Raw genomic sequence first — 16,394 nt, 5'->3', positions numbered from 1 at the left:
CTTTACCTGTAATAACGGATTTCAAAGTTGTTCAGATCTTCAGTGTAGAACACCTCTTCGGCATGAACGGAGGTGACGTGGGAGAGTGGGGAGCCCATTTGAAACCATTCGATCATTTGATCCACGTCTGAATCATTGCCGGAGATGACTGCTTCTACGGAGCCGTCAGGCATGTTGCGTATCCAGCCTCTGATATTCAGTAAATCTGCCTGGCGTTTAGAATAATCTCGATAGAATACGCCCTGCACCCGACCCCTGACATTGACGTGTAAAGTTTTCATGATGCCATGCAAGTTACAAAACAAACAAATGGTTTATTTTAAGCAACATCTGTAATTAGCTTACCACTTGTGCCCTGGAAGGACAGCAGAAATTTTATCTGGCCTGAAAACGATGGCACCGTGTCTGGCTTAAGAAGTATAAGCTCCGGAACTGTAAAAAATAAGGCCGATGCAGCTATGAGTAGGCCGGTTCAAGGGTTTTGGGCACTTCCTCGACACTATTTTTCCGAAGGAATATGGCTATTTCTGAGTTGGCCAGCTTGGTCATTTCTTTCAGGGAGAAACTCATCCCGATTTCAAATAATGATGGGTGTGGTTCTGAGATGCGAACCACTTTACCTATCAGCATTAAAGGTTCTCCACCATTAACCGGGACGCTCATCTTCTGAATACTGCCAACCGGGAGCGGCGTGGAGCCGGAAAGTAACATGCCGCCTATTCCGATATTTTTACTGCTGAAGGTAGTGTACGGTTCGTTAACGAAGTCAAAACTCTTCAGCAGGACTTCGCGTTCCATCCCAACGCGGAGATACTTGCGTTTGTCCTGTTTGAAAAGAGATATGTTGTTTTTCCCTGCTCCCTTGGCCCGGTATACAGCTTTGTCAGCCATGGTCAGTAAATCCCTGGGGTCAGTGGCGTCTGTAGGGTAAGACGCGAGACCACCGCTGATGGTGAGGCTGAAATGTTTACCGTCAAATTCAAATTCTGTGAGCTCGATTTTTTTCCGGATACGTTCGGCAAGGATAGATGCGCTATCACTTTGGGTATGGGGCATGAGAAGAACAAACTCTTCGCCTCCATATCTTGAAGCTATATCACTGTCACGTTTCTCATCCTGAATAATTTTGGCCACTTTCTGCAGTGCGAAATCTCCGGCCAGGTGACCGAAACTGTCGTTGACTTCCTTGAAATCATCCACATCGAGGAAAAGTACGGCAAGTTCTGTGTCATATCTTTTTGCCAGCGATACCTGTTGCTCGTAGGTTTCGTCGAAATAGGGACGATTGTAAAGGCCGGTAAGCTTGTCGTGTATTGAGTCGGTGACAACATTTTCATAAGTGGAAACATCGACCAGTCTCGGGTCGTTGAGAAGTTTGGTAGAGGTTTGCAGAAAATCGCTCGTGGCAGTGAGCAGATCAACCTCTCTGCCAAGAGCATCCATCAGATGACGACGATGGGCTACAATGAGTTGCCAGTAGTCTCTTGCAGTTGCCTGCGAAAGGTCGAGAGTGGTCAGAGTTTCGAAAAGGGCGGGATAGACAGAATTGCCATATTGCGCGACAAGTCCGTTGACCCTTGAAATGAATGTATCATCATCCGGAGAGCTGGACCTGCACTCAAGTATCAACGCTCTGGTGGAATCCATGCGGATTGTCCTCAATAGGCCGAAGATGGGAATAATAACTAATTTACGGCACTCTAACACACAGTAGATTCGTGTATCAACTGAAAAGTAAACAAAATGAAAAGGTTATTCACTTTGAGTGTGTTCGGAAATCAAAATCTTTTATAGAAGGGTGTTGAGGAAATGAAAAAAGAAAAAGCCGGGTCAGAAAAGCGACCCGGCTTGTGATAATACGTGACAATACAAATAAATTGTGATGAATGACAGCTTCAGCCACCACCAACTACTGGAAAGATGGCGAGGATGTCGTCTTCTTTCAGTTCAGCTTCGAAGCTGGTGTGCCTGAAGTTTGTCATGAGCACACCAACTTCCTCTCTGTCTATGTCGAGACCGTCAACCACATTGCCGACAGTGGTACCTTTTGGGTAGTCTCTGAACTCTTCCATGAACCTGTTGTCCCGAAAGTAGGCAAAGAGTTTGACCTTGATTTTCATTAGAAGTCCCAGAAGGTGTCAATTTCCTCGCCGCTGAAATCAAATACAACGTTATGCGGTGACAGAGGCTCATTGTAGAAAAATTCAGGCAAACGATCATCCAGGTTTGTAAAACCGGCTTTCTCGTTGAATTCTCTTTCAGTCTTCAGGATGTATTTACCAAGATTTACTACGTCATCAGCAGTAAGGCTGATACCGAAGCGGGCGTTGAGCAGGTCGATAAGAGCAGGCAGACACTCCTCGTTATCCAGCGCTGCAAAAGCGATGAACAGACACATTCCGGTGGAATCGATGGCCGCAGTGGCGATCTGCAGGTTTCTGGAAAGTTCAACCTGGCCTTCCTTGGTAAGTGGATCTACCGCGCCGCCGACATTGAGGATGTTGGTGGCGATGGTGTAGCCCATGGTATGATCTGCGCCCTGGGTGGAGGTAGCATAGGTGATACCGATACCCTTAATGGCGCGTGGATCGTATGCAGGGATAGCCTGGTTCTTGACAACCGGAACACGGGTAACACCATAGGTACGGCCAACAGAACCGGCACCGTTACCAATTACTCTACCTAATCCTGTGCCGGTAGCGACATCTTCTTTCAGCATACGACAAACGCCTTCACCGTCACCAAATTCGAGGATGCCGGCTTCCATGGCAACACCGAATGCCACTGATGTTTCGATGGAGTCAATACCGATATCATCCATCAGCTTATCAGCCATTGCGATATGATCAAGGTTGTCAACACAGCAGTCTGCGCCCATAGCCCAGATAGACTCATACTCAAAACCCGAGGTGAGCTTTTTGCCGTCTGCGTCGTGGTACACCTGGGAACACTGAATAACACAACCAGGGTGACAGTTGTGCTTCACGCGGCCGCCACGCTCCTTGATGGTGTCGTGCATGGTTTCGCCGGAGATCTTTTCATGTCCCTCGAACTGGCCCTGGGTAAAGTTTTTGGTCGGCAGGCCGCCAGACTCGTTGATGATATTAACCAGAACGTTGGTGCCATACTGGCCAAGTGCCTGGCTGACCGGGTGATCAACCAGTGCTTTGGCAAAAGTTCTGTTTGCTGCTTTAAAGGCTTCCGGGTCAGCAATTTCAAGCTTGGCATCGCCAGGGGTTACAGAGATGAATTTCACGCGTTTGGAACCCATTACCGCGCCAAGGCCACCACGACCGTTGGAGCGAATACCGCCATCCGGATCTTTGATGGAAATATTCGCAGCAGCCATCTTCATTTCACCGGCAGGGCCGATAGTGATAATGGCCGGATTGTTCTCGAGACGAGTGGAGAGTGTCTCCAGAACCGCAAAATTACCTTTGCCTACGAGTTCGGTTTCTTCCTCAATAGTTACTCCCTCAGGGGTAACGGCGAGGCTGAACCATTTGTCATCCGCAGGTTGTCCTTCGAGGATCAGTGCTTTGACACCGCAGCGAGCCATTAACTGGGCGGCGGTACCACCACCGTTAGCCTCTTTGATAGTTCCTGTCAGAGGGCTCTTGCCACCGACAGAGAGACGGCCGGAGTTGGCCGCAACTGTACCCGAGAGCAGACCCGGAGCGAAAACAAGTTTGTTTTTGGGTCCCAGCGGGTGGCAGGTCGGATCAACTTCTGCAGCAACTATGGTTGAGGTAAGGCCTCGTCCGCCATGTCCTGCCCAGGATTCCGGTACATCCTCGACCGAAGTGGTCATGTCGGTGAGGTTTACCCTAAAAATTCTGTCTTTCATAAACAACCTCCTAATAATGGGTTCTAGATTTACCCTGTCCAGGTGTATGTCTTTTGATTATAAATAGTTTCATTCGTTTACTTCAGGGTGCTGATGTCTCTACCTGAGATAGCCTGAAAAGGCTAAATTCGCACAGGGGGATCATTCACCCTGTTCATAGAGAACCTTGCCGGTATCACGCAGGTTATAACCTCCAAGGGCAAGTATCTTATTATGAAATTCTTCCCCATTGCGAATGAGGTCGAGTACTTTTATTACTTTCGGGTCGGCGAGGAATTTTTGTGGAACGATAAGATCGTACCGCTCCTCGGCAACCGGTACGAAATCGAGGCCCAGGGCAACGGCCGCAGCTCTAATGCCCATGCCTGCATCGACACTGGTGCTGGCGACAGCAGCGGCAACGCTCATATGGGTGTATTCTTCATGGTAGTAACCGTTGAGTTGCTCCGGAGAGATCCCCGATTCTTTTAAGATTTTATCGGTCAGCAGGCGCGTTCCCGCTCCTCCCTGACGGTTAATGAAGGTAAGATCGTCATCAACCATATCCTGGAAGCATTGAATGTTTTTCGGATTGCCTTTCGGTACAATCAGCCCCTGTTCGCGATAGCAGAGATTAATAAGCTGCAGTGGAATCCGGGGAAGAAGTCGTTTTATAAATGGAATGTTGTATTCATCGGTAGCTTCATCGAGCAGGTGGCAGCCGGCAAGATGGGCCTCGTTACGACGAATGGCCATTATTCCACCCATGGAACCGACATGGGCTGAGGAAATCCTGGTGTAGGGCCGCTGCTGATGCAGTTGGTTGGCAAGCAGGTCAAGAATATTATCGTGGCTGCCGATGAAGACCAGAGTGGCGTCTACTTCAGCCTGGGGACGAACCAGCTCAATCTGCACCTTTTCACCGGCACCGACGCCCTCGTTACCGACGGGGATAGTAAGCAGTCCATCTGCACGAACCAATGACATTACCGCTCCGCCACCTTTGCCTGCAGGGGTTGCCATCAGGGTATCGCCGACCTTGCCCAGGGTTATACGGACAAACTCATCTACTCCCATGGCAGAGTGGACGGGCCTGGACATGACAGCTTCAATCGTACCGTGGTCATCAAGTTCCCTCCCGAGCAGGGTGCTCACCAGGTGTCTGATGAAAATCCGCATGGTAAGAACAGCGGATACAGGATAACCAGGAAGGCCAATAACCGGTGTATCACCAATAAGAGCCAGAATAACAGGTTTCCCGGGCTTGATGGCAACACCGTGGACAATGACATCACCAATCTCGGCGAGAATTGTCGAGCTGAAATCCTTGGTACCTGCGGAAGCACCTGCGTTCATGACCACAAAGTCATTTTCTGCGGCGGCTTGAGTCAATGCGGCACGCAATGCCTCCGGATTATCAGCCACTGGCTGGGACCGGCTGGCATCGACACCCCAATCCTGCAGGTAACCGGCAAGAATGCGGGAATTGAATTCAATGATTTCCCCTGGCTTTGGTTCCTGGTTGGGTTGAATCAATTCACTACCAGTTGGAATCACTGTGGCTTTTGGGCTGCGTTGGACAGCTACTTCAGTGATGCCGGTGGCAAGCATAGCTCCCTGATCAATCGGCCTGATGTGGTGTCCCTCTGGCAGAATCAGTTCGGTGGCAACGATATCCTCACCGATGGTTCGGACATGCTGCCAGGGAGTGGCCGGCATGTGAAGTTCTGCTGAGCCGTTGTCGAGGATATGTACATCCTCAATCATTACCACTGCATTACAACCTTCCGGTATGGCATTGCCGGTGTTCACCTGTTGGAATTTTTCAGGTGAGAGTTGAACTGGCGATGCTTCACTGGCGGAGGCCAGATCTGCAAAGTGTACTGCGATTCCGTCCATTGCCGCTGCGTTGTGTGCGGGGGAAGAGCGTCTCGCAAATACAGGTTCCGCTGTGACTTTGCCGAGGCAATCATCGACAGCAATGATCTCGGAACGATTTCTGGAAAAGAATCCTTTGTCTTGCAGAGCCTTGAACCATTTATCGCGGGCTTCCTGCAGGGGAGTGTTCTTAACGTAAATATTTCGTGTGCTCATGAGTAGATATATACCTCGACCGGAGAATCCTGGGTGACTCCCTGGCTGTCTTCATCAATCAAAAAATAGCCATGCGCGCGTGACAGGGTTGATATGGCCCCGGATTTACCCATGACCGGTTCTGCTATACATGATCCCTTCTCTTGTATCAGCCGCACACGAACCAGGTCGAGTCGACCTGCAGCAGAGTTGAGATTTCTGGAAAGTTTTGCTGTCACCGTTGCTGTCGGTTTCGGTCCGGTAACTTCACCAGAAAGTTGTTTGATAGTTGGTGCAACGAATAAATCAAAACAAACCAGTGCGGACACCGGATGGCCGGGAAGCCCAAAAACAGGTTTTGTGCCGCTCAAGCCTATGAGAACGGGTTTTCCGGGTTTAAGCTTAACTCCGTGTACCAATATTCCCGGAGGCCCGAGAGATTCTACAGCCTGTTCCCCAAGGTCGCGTACACCGACAGAGCTACCGCCGGAAAAGAGCACGATGTCGTTTTCTTTTAAAGCGTTTTCAAGAACAGGAAAGAACACCTCACGCTGATCTGAGACAATACCGTAATCTGTCGGAATAGCTCCGGCCCTTGAAATGAGGCCAACGAGAGCCACACTGTTGATGTTTCGAATCTTGCCGGGACCCGGTTGTTCGGAGTGGGGGACTATTTCATCGCCGGTTGAGACAATGCCTACCCGTACCTGGCGATACGCCTTGATTTGGGTTATGCCGAGTGCAGCCAATAGGCCAAGATCCTGTGGTCTGAGCAAGTGGCCGGGCTTCAGGGCCTCTTCACCTTCGCGAATGTCATCGCCAACGCCGATGATAGCTGTGCCAGGTCCACCGCCTTTTACGATTTCAATCATGGTCTCATCGACGGGAACCGTGTGCTCGTGCATGATCACCGCATCAGCGCCTTTGGGCAGAAAGCCGCCGGTGGCGATCTTGAAGCAGCAGCCACGCTGTACTTCACCTACTGGCATTTCCCCCATGGCGACGTTGCCGGTGATTTGCAGATAGCAAGGCATAGATTCGCTTGCGCCAAAAGTGTCTGCGGCACAGACAGCAAAACCGTCCATGACTGAACGCGGGTGAGGTGGAAGGTTCTCTGCGGAGAATATAGATTGTGCAAGGACCCGGTCCAGGCCATCTTCTATACGAATAGTTTCTGTTTCCGGGGAGATCTTTTGCAGCTGGTCGAGCAGTATCGATCTGGCCTCCGGTACGGGAGTAAGGGTTGTGCGCCCCAGCATATCCCGGGTTTGTGGTTTGGATGTCATGACGTCATACTACCTGTATATTCAACCTGTCATATTGCTCCAGTAAAGAGAGCATTTCAGGTTCTGTTATCGATTCGTTATTCAGTGTGATACTGGTAATGTGCTGCAGAGTGGAAGAGCGGGTTGAGAAAAATTGTTGTATAGCGGAGCTGTCAATCAAAACGCCAAGGCGTAGCATCTCTTCGCCGCGATCTCTTGCTATAGTATTGAAAAGCTTAAGACAAACGGTAATCTGCTGTTTGTTGAACGTGGTGTTCTCAGGTCCCTTTGTGGTTCTCAAAGCAGCGTGGAGGCTGTTTTTTCTGAAAATCGCGCCGGCAAGTCCCGGCATCGCCGCGGATATTGCAAGTACAGGAGCCTCGCCGACCAACGGTGTTGCCAGATCGTCAGTGGCTGTGCCATTCAGGAAAATTGTCTGTATCTGTTCAGTAATATAATCTTCACTGAATCCTGGTAACTGTTTTAAAAAAACGCCTATTGAGGTCTCTGATTCCGACTGAACGTGTATTCCTGCCTGAAGCAATGAATTGAACATCCATAATTTTTCGGCGGATACCCGTATTGCCAGGCTTGGTGATGCTGTAATAGTGTTTAACATATAAATCTGTAAGTGCTGTTACTCTCTTGAATTCAGCGGTGGCGGAAACCGAGTTTTCTCTGTGGATGTTACATTTTTGCAGCATTCGCTTGATAAGCGATACATGATGCTGACAATAGCAGAATTAGAAACATTGATAAACCTAAAAACAGCTGGCATCAAGAACAATACTAACTTATACGGAGCCAAACTAACATTTGTTGGCAGGATCTCTCGGAAATGTTCGCTTAATTTGACGGCTACATCCACAAATAGCTAAAGTCACAGGTTTAAGAATCAGAGCTGGGTGGATGTCGAACAGTTAATATGTGAGGTTTGAACTGGTGGATGGCGGGAATTACCAACAGATTGAGGCAACAGGCTGTATCCTGTGTTGCGTCATACTTTATATTCGTGGTATCTGTGACGCCACAAAATGTGTTTTCATTTCAATAATAACGGGACTTGGTCATGATGACCTGGTTCGCACCTTCGCTTGATATTCTGCTTCTCTTGTAAACCAACCAGAATGAAAAGGAGATATGATGGAAGCCCTTAAATTAGAACAATTGAAAGGATATACAAAATTCCCAGGGCCAGTGGTAATGATAATTCTGGATGGTGTGGGTATTGGCTCCAGGGATGAACGTGACGGAGTCTACACTGCACATACCCCGGTTCTTGACCGGTTGTTTCAGGAAAAGATGATGGTATCCTTGAAAGCCCATGGTAAAGCGGTGGGTTTGCCAAGTGACGGAGACATGGGGAACTCCGAAGTAGGGCATAACGCCCTGGGCGCTGGTCGTGTTTTTGCACAAGGGGCCAAGCTGGTCAATGACGCACTGGAGTCTGGCGAGGCTTTTCGCGGCAACGCCTGGAAGAGTCTGCTGGCCCGGGCAGAGAAGGGTGGAACCCTCCATTTTATAGGGTTGCTCTCAGATGGCAATGTTCACAGTCATATCGAACAACTGTATTCGTTACTGGATGGTTGCCTGGCCGCAGGTGTGGACAGGGTCCGGGTTCACCCTTTGCTCGACGGGCGCGATGTGGGGGCAAAGAGTGCCCTGAGTTATATTGTGCCATTGGAAGAAAAGCTTACCGAACTTTCGGCGGGCGGCAAAGATTACAGGATTGCTTCAGGTGGCGGCAGGATGATAACTACCATGGACCGCTATGAGGCGAATTGGGATATTGTGGAATATGGCTGGAAAGCTCATGTACTTGGAGAGGGGCGTCATTTTACCAGTGCCAGGGAAGCTGTTCAGACGTACTATGACGAAGATCCTGATATAACAGACCAGTATATGCAATCTTTTGTCGTTACGGAAAATGATGTACCGGTCGGCACCATAGAGGATGGTGACGGGGTTGTCTTTTTTAATTTCCGGGGTGATCGCGGCATCGAGATCTCGCGAGCTTTCGAAGAGGCAGACTTTACAGATTTTGACAGAAAGCGGAGCCCGGATGTTTTCTATGCGGGCATGATGCAGTATGATGGTGATGCCAAAATTCCTAAGAACTATCTTGTTGAACCGCCAGCCATTGATAAAACCATTGGCGCATATCTTTGTGCCAACGGTGTCTCCTCCTATGCGATATCTGAAACCCAGAAGTTTGGTCATGTGACCTATTTCTGGAATGGGAACAGGTCAGGTTACGTTGATCCAACACTTGAAAAATACGAAGAAATACTGTCAGACCTGGTGCCGTTTGATCAGCGCCCATGGATGAAGGCCGCTGAGATAACAGACAAGGTGATTGAGCAGGTTCAGCTCGGTGAGAAAAAGTTCATCAGGCTCAATTACGCCAATTGTGATATGGTGGGTCACACCGGCGTGCCGGAGGCTATCCGCATAGCTGTTGAAGCGGTTGACATGTGTCTAGGGAGATTGCTGAAAGTGATCGCAAAGGCTGGCGGCATAGCAGTAATCACAGCAGATCATGGGAATGCAGACTGCATGTGGACAGAGAAAAATGGCGAACGGGCTCCAATGGTGGCTCATACCAAAAACCCTGTGCCGTTTATAGTAAAAGATTATAATGGTAACAATGAATTCGAACTCGCCGGAGTAGAGGGTCCGGGTCTTGCCAATATCGCAGCAACTCTCTGTACCCTGCTGGGGCTGGAGAAGCCGGAAGACTACGAGTCATCAATCGTGAAATTAACTGAATTATAAATTTTAAAAGTTAACATAATGCATGGCACGGCTTTTGGGCCTGATGCTCTGCAAGACTAATCATTTATGGAAGAAAACATAAGCAGGTCTGAGAAAAAGAGGCAGTTTAAGCAAACGGAGCAGGTGGCGATGGAACTCGCTGAGTTTTCCGATAATGAATTGAAAAAGCTTCCCTGCACTGACGAGCTTAAAGAGGAAATACGCAACTGCAGAGGCTTGAAGGCCGGGGCACGAAAACGCCAGGTTAAGTATCTTGCCAAGGTAATGCGGCTGGAACCGTTAGAGGATATTTATGACTTTTTGGCAGAGCGAAAAGGTTCTGATCTGAAAAGTAAAAAGAAATTTCATGAGGCGGAACGACTCAGGGACTCGCTGATCAATGAAGCCATAGACGACCATGATCGCTGTATGGAAGAACATGTTCAGTGGGATATGGATTGGCCAAGCAGTGAGATAGCGGGAGTGCTGAAACGTTATCCTTCAATCAGTGAAGGTGAGGTTCGAAAAGCTGTGTATAGCTATGTGAAAACCCGTAATCGCTTGCATTATCGTGAACTGTTCAGAATGCTTAAGGCCGGTATAGATCTGGTCGATATGAAAACTAAAATCGGGTGATTTGACTGAACTATTGAGGCAAGGGGAGACGAGCAATCGTACACCCTTTGCCTGCCAGCTGGTGAGAGGCAAGGGGTGGTCAATACGTTTAAACAAATCAGGGGGCTAACTTTTATGGTGGCTTGTTGCTTTCCAAAAACGTTTTTGCCAATACGGTGAATTGATTTCTGAGACAGTCACTCCATTTGTGCTTGATGCATGCATGAAAATATTGTTGCCCATGTAGACGCCAACATGGTTCTGGTATCTACCGGTTTTGAAAAATATCAAATCACCGGGCTGTAGTTCTGACTGTGGAATTGTTGTCCCCTGACCAGCTTGGTCCCTTGCGGTACGGGGCAGGTCAATATCAAAAAGTTCTTTGTAAGTCCGAGAAGACAGGGCTGAGCAATCGATTGATTTATGTGAGTTTCCACCAAGTCTGTATGGTGTACCTTCCCATTGGCTGAGAAAATCGTTCAGCGCTTTCTGAGCTGCTTCCACATCTCCTGCTTGCAGGGTATCTGAAAGAGCAATTTCATCGTCTAACAGGCTGCCGCTCTCAAGTTCTGCGTCTGACAGGGGGCTGCTGTGAGTCGAGCAGCCTTGCTGGGTCACGAAAGTCAATAGCAGCGCGGATATCAGGGCTGTTCGTTTCCCCAAGAAGGAAATGCGTAATTGTGCCTTTTTTCGAAAAAACATATGTATAAACAGCGTAAAAAGTTACGTTGAAATTAGTCTGATATGGTGGATGATGATTGTTGAAGCCGCAGATATTAGTAGAAAAAAATAGTAAATGCAATGTTTGGTTTGAATCAAAGTACATGAGAGGCAGTGAGGATCAGAAGAGCTTGGGAGAGTATTGCAATGAAATTATTTACTTATGGTTCATTGATGTCACAAGATATCATGGATGAAGTTTCCGGAAGACGATTTCCCTCTTTTAGTGCGACAGCTGATGGTTTTCAGCGATTTTGTGTTCGAAATGAGCATTATCCTGGAATGGTGGCAGATTATGCCGGTACGGTCGAAGGTGTGGTCTATGATGAGGTAGACCATGTTGCCATGGAGCGACTGGATATCTTTGAAGGAGAGATGTACACACGCCAGACCATACAAGTGAAGCAAAAAAATGATGACGAGCTGATAGAGGTGATGGCATATATTGTTAAACCGCATTACCAGCATCTGCTTTCTGAAGAAATTTGGAGTTACCGTGAATTTCTTGAGAAGGGCAAGCGATTGTTTACTGAACAATATGCTGGTTTTCGTGTAATTGAGGAGAGATGAAATGCTGTTCTGCCATCAGCTGACGGGCTCTACAGTAATTTGCATTGAATATTGGAGTTGAGACTGGAGAAGTGTTATGAAATCAGTGTTTTTAGATGCTGAAGGGATAGATAATTGTGATCTCGAAATGTTGAAGTCGGCATGCGATGAATTGGAAATTTATTTATTCAGCACCCCCGAGGAAGTAAATGAAAGATTGTCGGGTGCAGAGATAGTAATCACCAACAAAGCCAGAATAGGCCATGACGAGATGGCAGCTAACCCTGACATCAAGCTCATCTGCCTGGTTGCAACAGGTACGGATGTGATTGACCTGAAGGCCGCCGCCGAGCGGGGAATAACCGTTTGTAATTGCCAGGCGTACGGTACTGACTCAGTTGTACAGCATGTGTTCGCCTCTATCCTTGCCCTGCAGACAAACCTGCTGCAATATCAACAGGCCGTGCGGCAGGGAAGATGGCAGTCTGCCAGACAGTTTTGTTTTCTCGACTACCCCATTACGGAACTACGTGGCAAGACCCTCGGAATAGTAGGTTACGGTACTCTCGGCAAGGGGGTGGCTAAAATCGCGGAAGCCTTTGGGATGGAGGTCGTGGTCGCTGCCCGTCCTGGTTCAGATGATAGCACGCGGCCCTCACTTTCAGAACTTTTGCCTCAGCTCGACATTCTTACTCTGCATTGCCCTTTAAATGATGCTACCCGCGGGCTGATAGGCGAACAGGAATTTGCAAGCATGAAGTCCACTGCCTTGGTGGTCAATGCTGCCCGTGGCGGTATTGTAGATGAAGTTGCTCTGGTGGAGGCTTTAAAGAACAGAGAAATAGCCGGTGCAGCCATGGATGTGTTGAGCGTTGAGCCGCCTAAGAATTCGAATCCACTGCTTGAAGCAGAACTTCCAAACCTGATTATCACTCCCCATATAGCCTGGGCCAGCAAGGAGGCCCGGCAACGGATTGTGGATCAGACAGTTGAAAATATTGAAAGCTGGAAAGCGGGCGGCAAGCTTCGTGTGGTGACATGCTGATTTTCCTGCTGTAAACATTTCAGAGGGATTGCCTGGCAATTAGCTGTGCAATCCCTCTGTATGCAGGAGATTATCAATAGTGTTGAGTCTAACTACTGAAGCTGGAATTTCACTCGCACACTGCTTTCTATGGTGACTGATCCTGTGGTGGTTATCGATACCGGGCTGGAAGGTGCCGGAGAGTGCTGCAGCATCATTTCTGACCGACCCATTGGGTATGGATTGGCAGTTGTCTCTTCTATGGTAAGGGCAGGACCAAGCTGTGCGCCAATGGAGTTTGCCATAAGCTCTGCCTTTCTTTTGCTGTTGGCCAAGGCTTGCTCGAGAGTGTCCCCTTTAGCCTTGGCATGGTCCTTCAGACCAAATTCTGTTGTGAGTATGGTAAGATTCTGAAAATGTGAGAGTTCGTTATGGATTTTATATGCATCCTTTACGTTACTCACTTTTAACAAAATATTGCTTGTGGCAGAGAATCCCTTAGGCTTGCGAATGTTCGCACTGTATTCATATTCTTCCCTTTGGCCAATCGCCCCTGCGATGATATCTGTTTTTTTCAGGCCAAGCTCCTGAACTTTCGTGGATAATTCGACCAGAATCTCGACTACTTTCAAGTAGCTATTCTCAGTGGAATCACTCACTACTTTTACCTGCCCGTGGATAGTTGCCGTTTCTGCGGGAAGAGTTGCAGAGCTGTTTCCGGTAACCGTTATAGACCGATTTGCGTCATTTTCTGCGGCCTGGGTGACGAACGCGGGATACAGGAGGAGGGTCGATAGAATAAATGATGTGAGTATACGTTTCATATTGTCAGTTTCCTGTTTTGGAGGATTGTCTTTGAATGCAGCTCATTTTAATATTACCTTTCTCTTTTAGAGGATTGAGCGGTATGCGAGGTTAGGAAAACAATCAATTCTGTGTGGTCATCATTGCCGAGATGGCTTGAGTTAGCCGGTTTAGCCAGAATGATGTTACTATATGTTAAGAAACTATAGAAGTTCAGCAATTTTTCCTAGGAGAAAAGTAATACATGTCCATTAAAGCGATTGCCCGTGATCTTTACCGCGCGCAACAGAAAGTAAACGAAATTGAGAAAAAAATGGAGACAGCAGGCCTTGCTGAGCAGGATAACCTGCGTGGTGAACTACGTGTTGCCAGTAATGAATTTAACATTCTGAAAAGGATGCTGGATGGTGAGAAGGAATCATCAGATTTCAGGAAAAAATTTCAGGGATTCGGCCAGTAAGGGGGAAGATAGGTTTTCTCTGCTGCCCTGCCCGGGAGGAAAAGAGTATGGAGATCACCAAGTTGGTGCCCAAAAAAAAACAAGGGCTGCTGGTGGTACTTACGGGGCAAGGTAAAGGCAAAACCACCAGCGCCATGGGAATGGCGTTGCGCTCCGCCGGACACGGACTGCATGTTTCTATTATCCAGTTCATGAAAGGGGATATCTATTCCGGGGAGTGGGATGGTGTTAAACTCCTGGGCGGACTGGTTGAACTCTATGCTACCGGTAAAGGCTTTTGTGGCATACAGGGCAATCCATATCCACACTCTGAGCACCGTGAAAATGCACAGCAGGCATTGCTCCTTGTTAATGAAAAAATACGATCCGGGAAATATCAGGTCATTATACTTGATGAGATCAACAACGCCCTTGACCTCAAACTGGTTGATCTTGAACAAGTTTTGGAAATTCTTGATAATCGACCACCTGAATTGCACCTGATTCTGACCGGTCGTGATGCTCACCCGGAAATTGTGGCAAGGGCTGATACTGTGAGCGAGGTACGTGAGATAAAACATGCCTATCGTAAGGACATTGAGCCACAACCCGGTATTGATTATTAACCGTATGTTTCAGGGTTCGTGATCGCAGTAAAGCTTCTCAATGTTTCATATTCGTATACTTTTTCGTCTTGGTACAGTATAATTCCGGCTCTGGTTCAGGGAACCGGGCAAGTGGAACAGGTGATATCATTGTCACCTGCGTTGGTCTTTCTGCTGAATATACTTCATTCCTCTTTGCCGTTTCCGGCATAGTTCAAGTACTCTGCCGCATTTACAATTGGTAGTACCCACCGAAAGGAAATTACAATGGAAGAGATGTTTGCACAAAGAATGGCTACTGTACCTCGGTCGTTTATACGGGAAATCTTAAAAGTGTCACTTGATCCCGAAATTATTTCATTTGCCGGTGGATTGCCTAATAGGAAATACTTTCCGGTACGTGGCATCGAGGCGGCGACGAGTGCAGTATTTGCCGAATATGGTGCAGATGCCCTTCAGTACAATAATTCAGAAGGGATTGCCGAGCTCAAGAAGATTATCGCAGACAGGTACCGGCTGAAAAAAGGGATCGAAATCCCGGTGGATTCAATCCTGATTACAACCGGCTCCCAGCAGGCTCTTGACCTGGTTGGCAAGGTCATGATCGATGAGGGTGATACCGTATTGATCGAAGAGCCCGGATATCTTGGAGCGATTCAGTCTCTGTCCATGTATGAACCTCGATTTGAGCCTGTTCCGGTCTGTAAAGATGGTCTCGACACTGAGGCCCTGGTTACGGCCGCAGGTAAAAGTAAGGCGAAATTGCTTTACACCGTGCCCAATTTCCAAAACCCTTCAGGGGTCACATATACCAATGCAACGAAGGAGAAAGTGGCCGAAGTTGTAAAGGATAAGGGGATTGTTCTGGTAGAGGATGACCCCTATGGGGAGTTGCGTTTTAGCGGAGTGGCCCAGAAATCGTTTTATCACTATTGCCCTGAGCATACTGTGCTCCTGGGTTCATTTTCCAAGACAGTAGCGCCGGGTTTCAGGGTTGGCTGGCTGGTGGCACCCGAACCACTGTATGAAAAATTGCTTATTGCCAAGCAGGCTGCAGATTTACATACGGCAAGTATCAATCAGTACATTCTGGCAAAATATTTGCAAGATAACGATCTCGATTCCCATCTTGAAATAATCATCAAAGCCTATGGCCAGCAGTGTAAGGCGATGGTGGCTGCGGCACATGAATGTTTGCCGGGGGAAGTTAAGCTTTGGGAACCTGAGGGTGGAATGTTTCTGTGGGGGCAACTGCCAGCAGGTTATGACGCAATGGAACTCTTTGAGTTCGCGGTAAAAGAAAAAGTGGTTTTTGTGCCTGGGGCGGCATTTTATACCTCCGGGAAAGGGAAGTCTACATTCCGACTGAATTTTTCCTGTACAGAACCTGTATCCATTAAAGAAGGTATGCAGAGGCTTGCCAGGGCTTTTGAGCAGTATCGCGATAGTATTGCCTGTGCCGCGTAACGATATGCACCGGGTACATTCTCCTTTGATTTATTGATAGTATCCGGTTTGTTTTATCTGTGACAACTATAGTGCTATTGAGATTGCAGCATATTACTGGTTTGGTAGGCCTTTGTTCGGGTTGATAGGATCCGTTTGGCCGGTTGCATGCTGCTGAAATGACGATTATGACGTGTTCTGAAATATGACCTGAATATTTCGCGTGTCTGTCGAATCCCCCATATGATTTAATACAGCAGGTAGTCTTTGTTGA

General features: G+C 48.0%; 16 protein-coding genes. 7 read left to right on the top strand and 9 right to left on the bottom strand.

All coding sequences use genetic code 11. The features are described from left to right. Positions 1-2 precede the first annotated feature (2 nt). From ACN5NT_RS07445 to ACN5NT_RS07415, 7 genes are all read right to left on the bottom strand, one after another. On the bottom strand, positions 3-281 hold the full coding sequence (locus tag ACN5NT_RS07445) for an acylphosphatase (RefSeq protein ID WP_136799194.1): 279 nt from the start codon (positions 279-281) through the stop codon (positions 3-5). A gap of 175 nt (positions 282-456) precedes the next feature. Then, positions 457-1,647 carry a GGDEF domain-containing protein gene (locus ACN5NT_RS07440; protein ID WP_136799195.1) on the bottom strand — a complete coding sequence of 397 codons (1,191 nt, stop codon included), beginning with the start codon at positions 1,645-1,647 and terminating at the stop codon, positions 457-459. Between the two features lie 248 nt (positions 1,648-1,895). Next, on the bottom strand, positions 1,896-2,120 hold the full coding sequence (locus ACN5NT_RS07435; protein WP_136799196.1) for a MoaD/ThiS family protein: 225 nt from the start codon (positions 2,118-2,120) through the stop codon (positions 1,896-1,898). Then, positions 2,120-3,847 carry an aldehyde ferredoxin oxidoreductase family protein gene (locus tag ACN5NT_RS07430; protein WP_419174989.1) on the bottom strand — a complete coding sequence of 576 codons (1,728 nt, stop codon included), beginning with the start codon at positions 3,845-3,847 and terminating at the stop codon, positions 2,120-2,122. The genes ACN5NT_RS07435 and ACN5NT_RS07430 overlap by 1 nt, the downstream gene beginning before the upstream one ends. A 141-nt stretch (positions 3,848-3,988) precedes the next feature. Then, entirely contained in the window at positions 3,989-5,920 is a 1,932-nt protein-coding gene (locus ACN5NT_RS07425) for a molybdopterin biosynthesis protein (protein ID WP_419174988.1), read from the bottom strand. Continuing rightward, a complete protein-coding gene (glp, locus tag ACN5NT_RS07420; protein WP_419174987.1) occupies positions 5,917-7,185 on the bottom strand; it encodes a gephyrin-like molybdotransferase Glp in 1,269 nt (422 codons plus the stop codon). Before glp ends, ACN5NT_RS07425 begins: the two co-directional genes overlap by 4 nt. Before the next feature lie 4 nt (positions 7,186-7,189). Then, positions 7,190-7,783, bottom strand: a complete 594-nt coding sequence (locus tag ACN5NT_RS07415) for a hypothetical protein (protein WP_136799200.1) — start codon at positions 7,781-7,783, stop codon at positions 7,190-7,192. Between the two features lie 524 nt (positions 7,784-8,307). Between ACN5NT_RS07415 and gpmI the strand changes: the two genes are divergently transcribed. Next, positions 8,308-9,939 (top strand): 2,3-bisphosphoglycerate-independent phosphoglycerate mutase, encoded by a 1,632-nt coding sequence (gpmI, locus tag ACN5NT_RS07410; protein WP_419175041.1) that lies wholly within the window; start codon positions 8,308-8,310, stop codon positions 9,937-9,939. Between the two features lie 66 nt (positions 9,940-10,005). Then, positions 10,006-10,554, top strand: a complete 549-nt coding sequence (yjgA, locus tag ACN5NT_RS07405) for a ribosome biogenesis factor YjgA (RefSeq protein ID WP_136799202.1) — start codon at positions 10,006-10,008, stop codon at positions 10,552-10,554. A 105-nt stretch (positions 10,555-10,659) separates the two neighbouring features. Here yjgA and ACN5NT_RS07400 read toward each other — a convergent pair whose 3' ends face one another. Continuing rightward, complete coding sequence (locus ACN5NT_RS07400) at positions 10,660-11,235, bottom strand: C40 family peptidase (RefSeq protein WP_217907595.1); 576 nt, start codon at positions 11,233-11,235, stop codon at positions 10,660-10,662. A gap of 165 nt (positions 11,236-11,400) precedes the next feature. Here ACN5NT_RS07400 and ACN5NT_RS07395 point away from each other — a divergent pair, with 165 nt between their 5' ends. Together ACN5NT_RS07395 and ACN5NT_RS07390 are read left to right on the top strand one after the other, a co-directional pair. Beyond that, positions 11,401-11,823, top strand: a complete 423-nt coding sequence (locus ACN5NT_RS07395; protein ID WP_419174986.1) for a gamma-glutamylcyclotransferase family protein — start codon at positions 11,401-11,403, stop codon at positions 11,821-11,823. 76 nt (positions 11,824-11,899) lie between these two features. Continuing rightward, on the top strand, positions 11,900-12,847 hold the full coding sequence (locus ACN5NT_RS07390) for a 2-hydroxyacid dehydrogenase (RefSeq protein WP_136799204.1): 948 nt from the start codon (positions 11,900-11,902) through the stop codon (positions 12,845-12,847). A gap of 92 nt (positions 12,848-12,939) precedes the next feature. Here ACN5NT_RS07390 and ACN5NT_RS07385 read toward each other — a convergent pair whose 3' ends face one another. Further along, a complete protein-coding gene (locus ACN5NT_RS07385) occupies positions 12,940-13,650 on the bottom strand; it encodes an SIMPL domain-containing protein (RefSeq protein ID WP_136799205.1) in 711 nt (236 codons plus the stop codon). 224 nt (positions 13,651-13,874) lie between these two features. Between ACN5NT_RS07385 and ACN5NT_RS07380 the strand changes: the two genes are divergently transcribed. The 3 genes from ACN5NT_RS07380 to ACN5NT_RS07370 all read left to right on the top strand — a co-directional run bounded on the left by ACN5NT_RS07380 (position 13,875) and on the right by ACN5NT_RS07370 (position 16,141). Next, a complete protein-coding gene (locus tag ACN5NT_RS07380) occupies positions 13,875-14,090 on the top strand; it encodes a hypothetical protein (RefSeq protein WP_136799206.1) in 216 nt (71 codons plus the stop codon). 47 nt (positions 14,091-14,137) lie between these two features. Further along, positions 14,138-14,695 (top strand): cob(I)yrinic acid a,c-diamide adenosyltransferase, encoded by a 558-nt coding sequence (locus ACN5NT_RS07375; RefSeq protein ID WP_136799207.1) that lies wholly within the window; start codon positions 14,138-14,140, stop codon positions 14,693-14,695. 246 nt (positions 14,696-14,941) lie between these two features. After that, entirely contained in the window at positions 14,942-16,141 is a 1,200-nt protein-coding gene (locus ACN5NT_RS07370; RefSeq protein WP_136799208.1) for a PLP-dependent aminotransferase family protein, read from the top strand. Positions 16,142-16,394 lie beyond the last annotated feature (253 nt).

The sequence above is a fragment of the Desulfosediminicola sp. genome (genome assembly GCF_048381775.1).
Lineage (GTDB): Bacteria > Desulfobacterota > Desulfobulbia > Desulfobulbales > Desulfocapsaceae > Desulfopila > Desulfopila ganghwensis.
This window is presented reverse-complemented; position numbering and strand designations above follow the sequence as displayed.

Coding starts and splice junctions, on each gene's coding strand:
- ACN5NT_RS07445 (WP_136799194.1), bottom strand. CDS start 281: ATGAAAACTTTACACGTCAATGTCAGGGGTCGGGTGCAGGGCGTATTC.
- ACN5NT_RS07440 (WP_136799195.1), bottom strand. CDS start 1,647: ATGGATTCCACCAGAGCGTTGATACTTGAGTGCAGGTCCAGCTCTCCG.
- ACN5NT_RS07435 (WP_136799196.1), bottom strand. CDS start 2,120: ATGAAAATCAAGGTCAAACTCTTTGCCTACTTTCGGGACAACAGGTTC.
- ACN5NT_RS07430 (WP_419174989.1), bottom strand. CDS start 3,847: ATGAAAGACAGAATTTTTAGGGTAAACCTCACCGACATGACCACTTCG.
- ACN5NT_RS07425 (WP_419174988.1), bottom strand. CDS start 5,920: ATGAGCACACGAAATATTTACGTTAAGAACACTCCCCTGCAGGAAGCC.
- glp (WP_419174987.1), bottom strand. CDS start 7,185: ATGACATCCAAACCACAAACCCGGGATATGCTGGGGCGCACAACCCTT.
- ACN5NT_RS07415 (WP_136799200.1), bottom strand. CDS start 7,783: ATGTTAAACACTATTACAGCATCACCAAGCCTGGCAATACGGGTATCC.
- gpmI (WP_419175041.1), top strand. CDS start 8,308: ATGGAAGCCCTTAAATTAGAACAATTGAAAGGATATACAAAATTCCCA.
- yjgA (WP_136799202.1), top strand. CDS start 10,006: ATGGAAGAAAACATAAGCAGGTCTGAGAAAAAGAGGCAGTTTAAGCAA.
- ACN5NT_RS07400 (WP_217907595.1), bottom strand. CDS start 11,235: ATGTTTTTTCGAAAAAAGGCACAATTACGCATTTCCTTCTTGGGGAAA.
- ACN5NT_RS07395 (WP_419174986.1), top strand. CDS start 11,401: ATGAAATTATTTACTTATGGTTCATTGATGTCACAAGATATCATGGAT.
- ACN5NT_RS07390 (WP_136799204.1), top strand. CDS start 11,900: ATGAAATCAGTGTTTTTAGATGCTGAAGGGATAGATAATTGTGATCTC.
- ACN5NT_RS07385 (WP_136799205.1), bottom strand. CDS start 13,650: ATGAAACGTATACTCACATCATTTATTCTATCGACCCTCCTCCTGTAT.
- ACN5NT_RS07380 (WP_136799206.1), top strand. CDS start 13,875: ATGTCCATTAAAGCGATTGCCCGTGATCTTTACCGCGCGCAACAGAAA.
- ACN5NT_RS07375 (WP_136799207.1), top strand. CDS start 14,138: ATGGAGATCACCAAGTTGGTGCCCAAAAAAAAACAAGGGCTGCTGGTG.
- ACN5NT_RS07370 (WP_136799208.1), top strand. CDS start 14,942: ATGGAAGAGATGTTTGCACAAAGAATGGCTACTGTACCTCGGTCGTTT.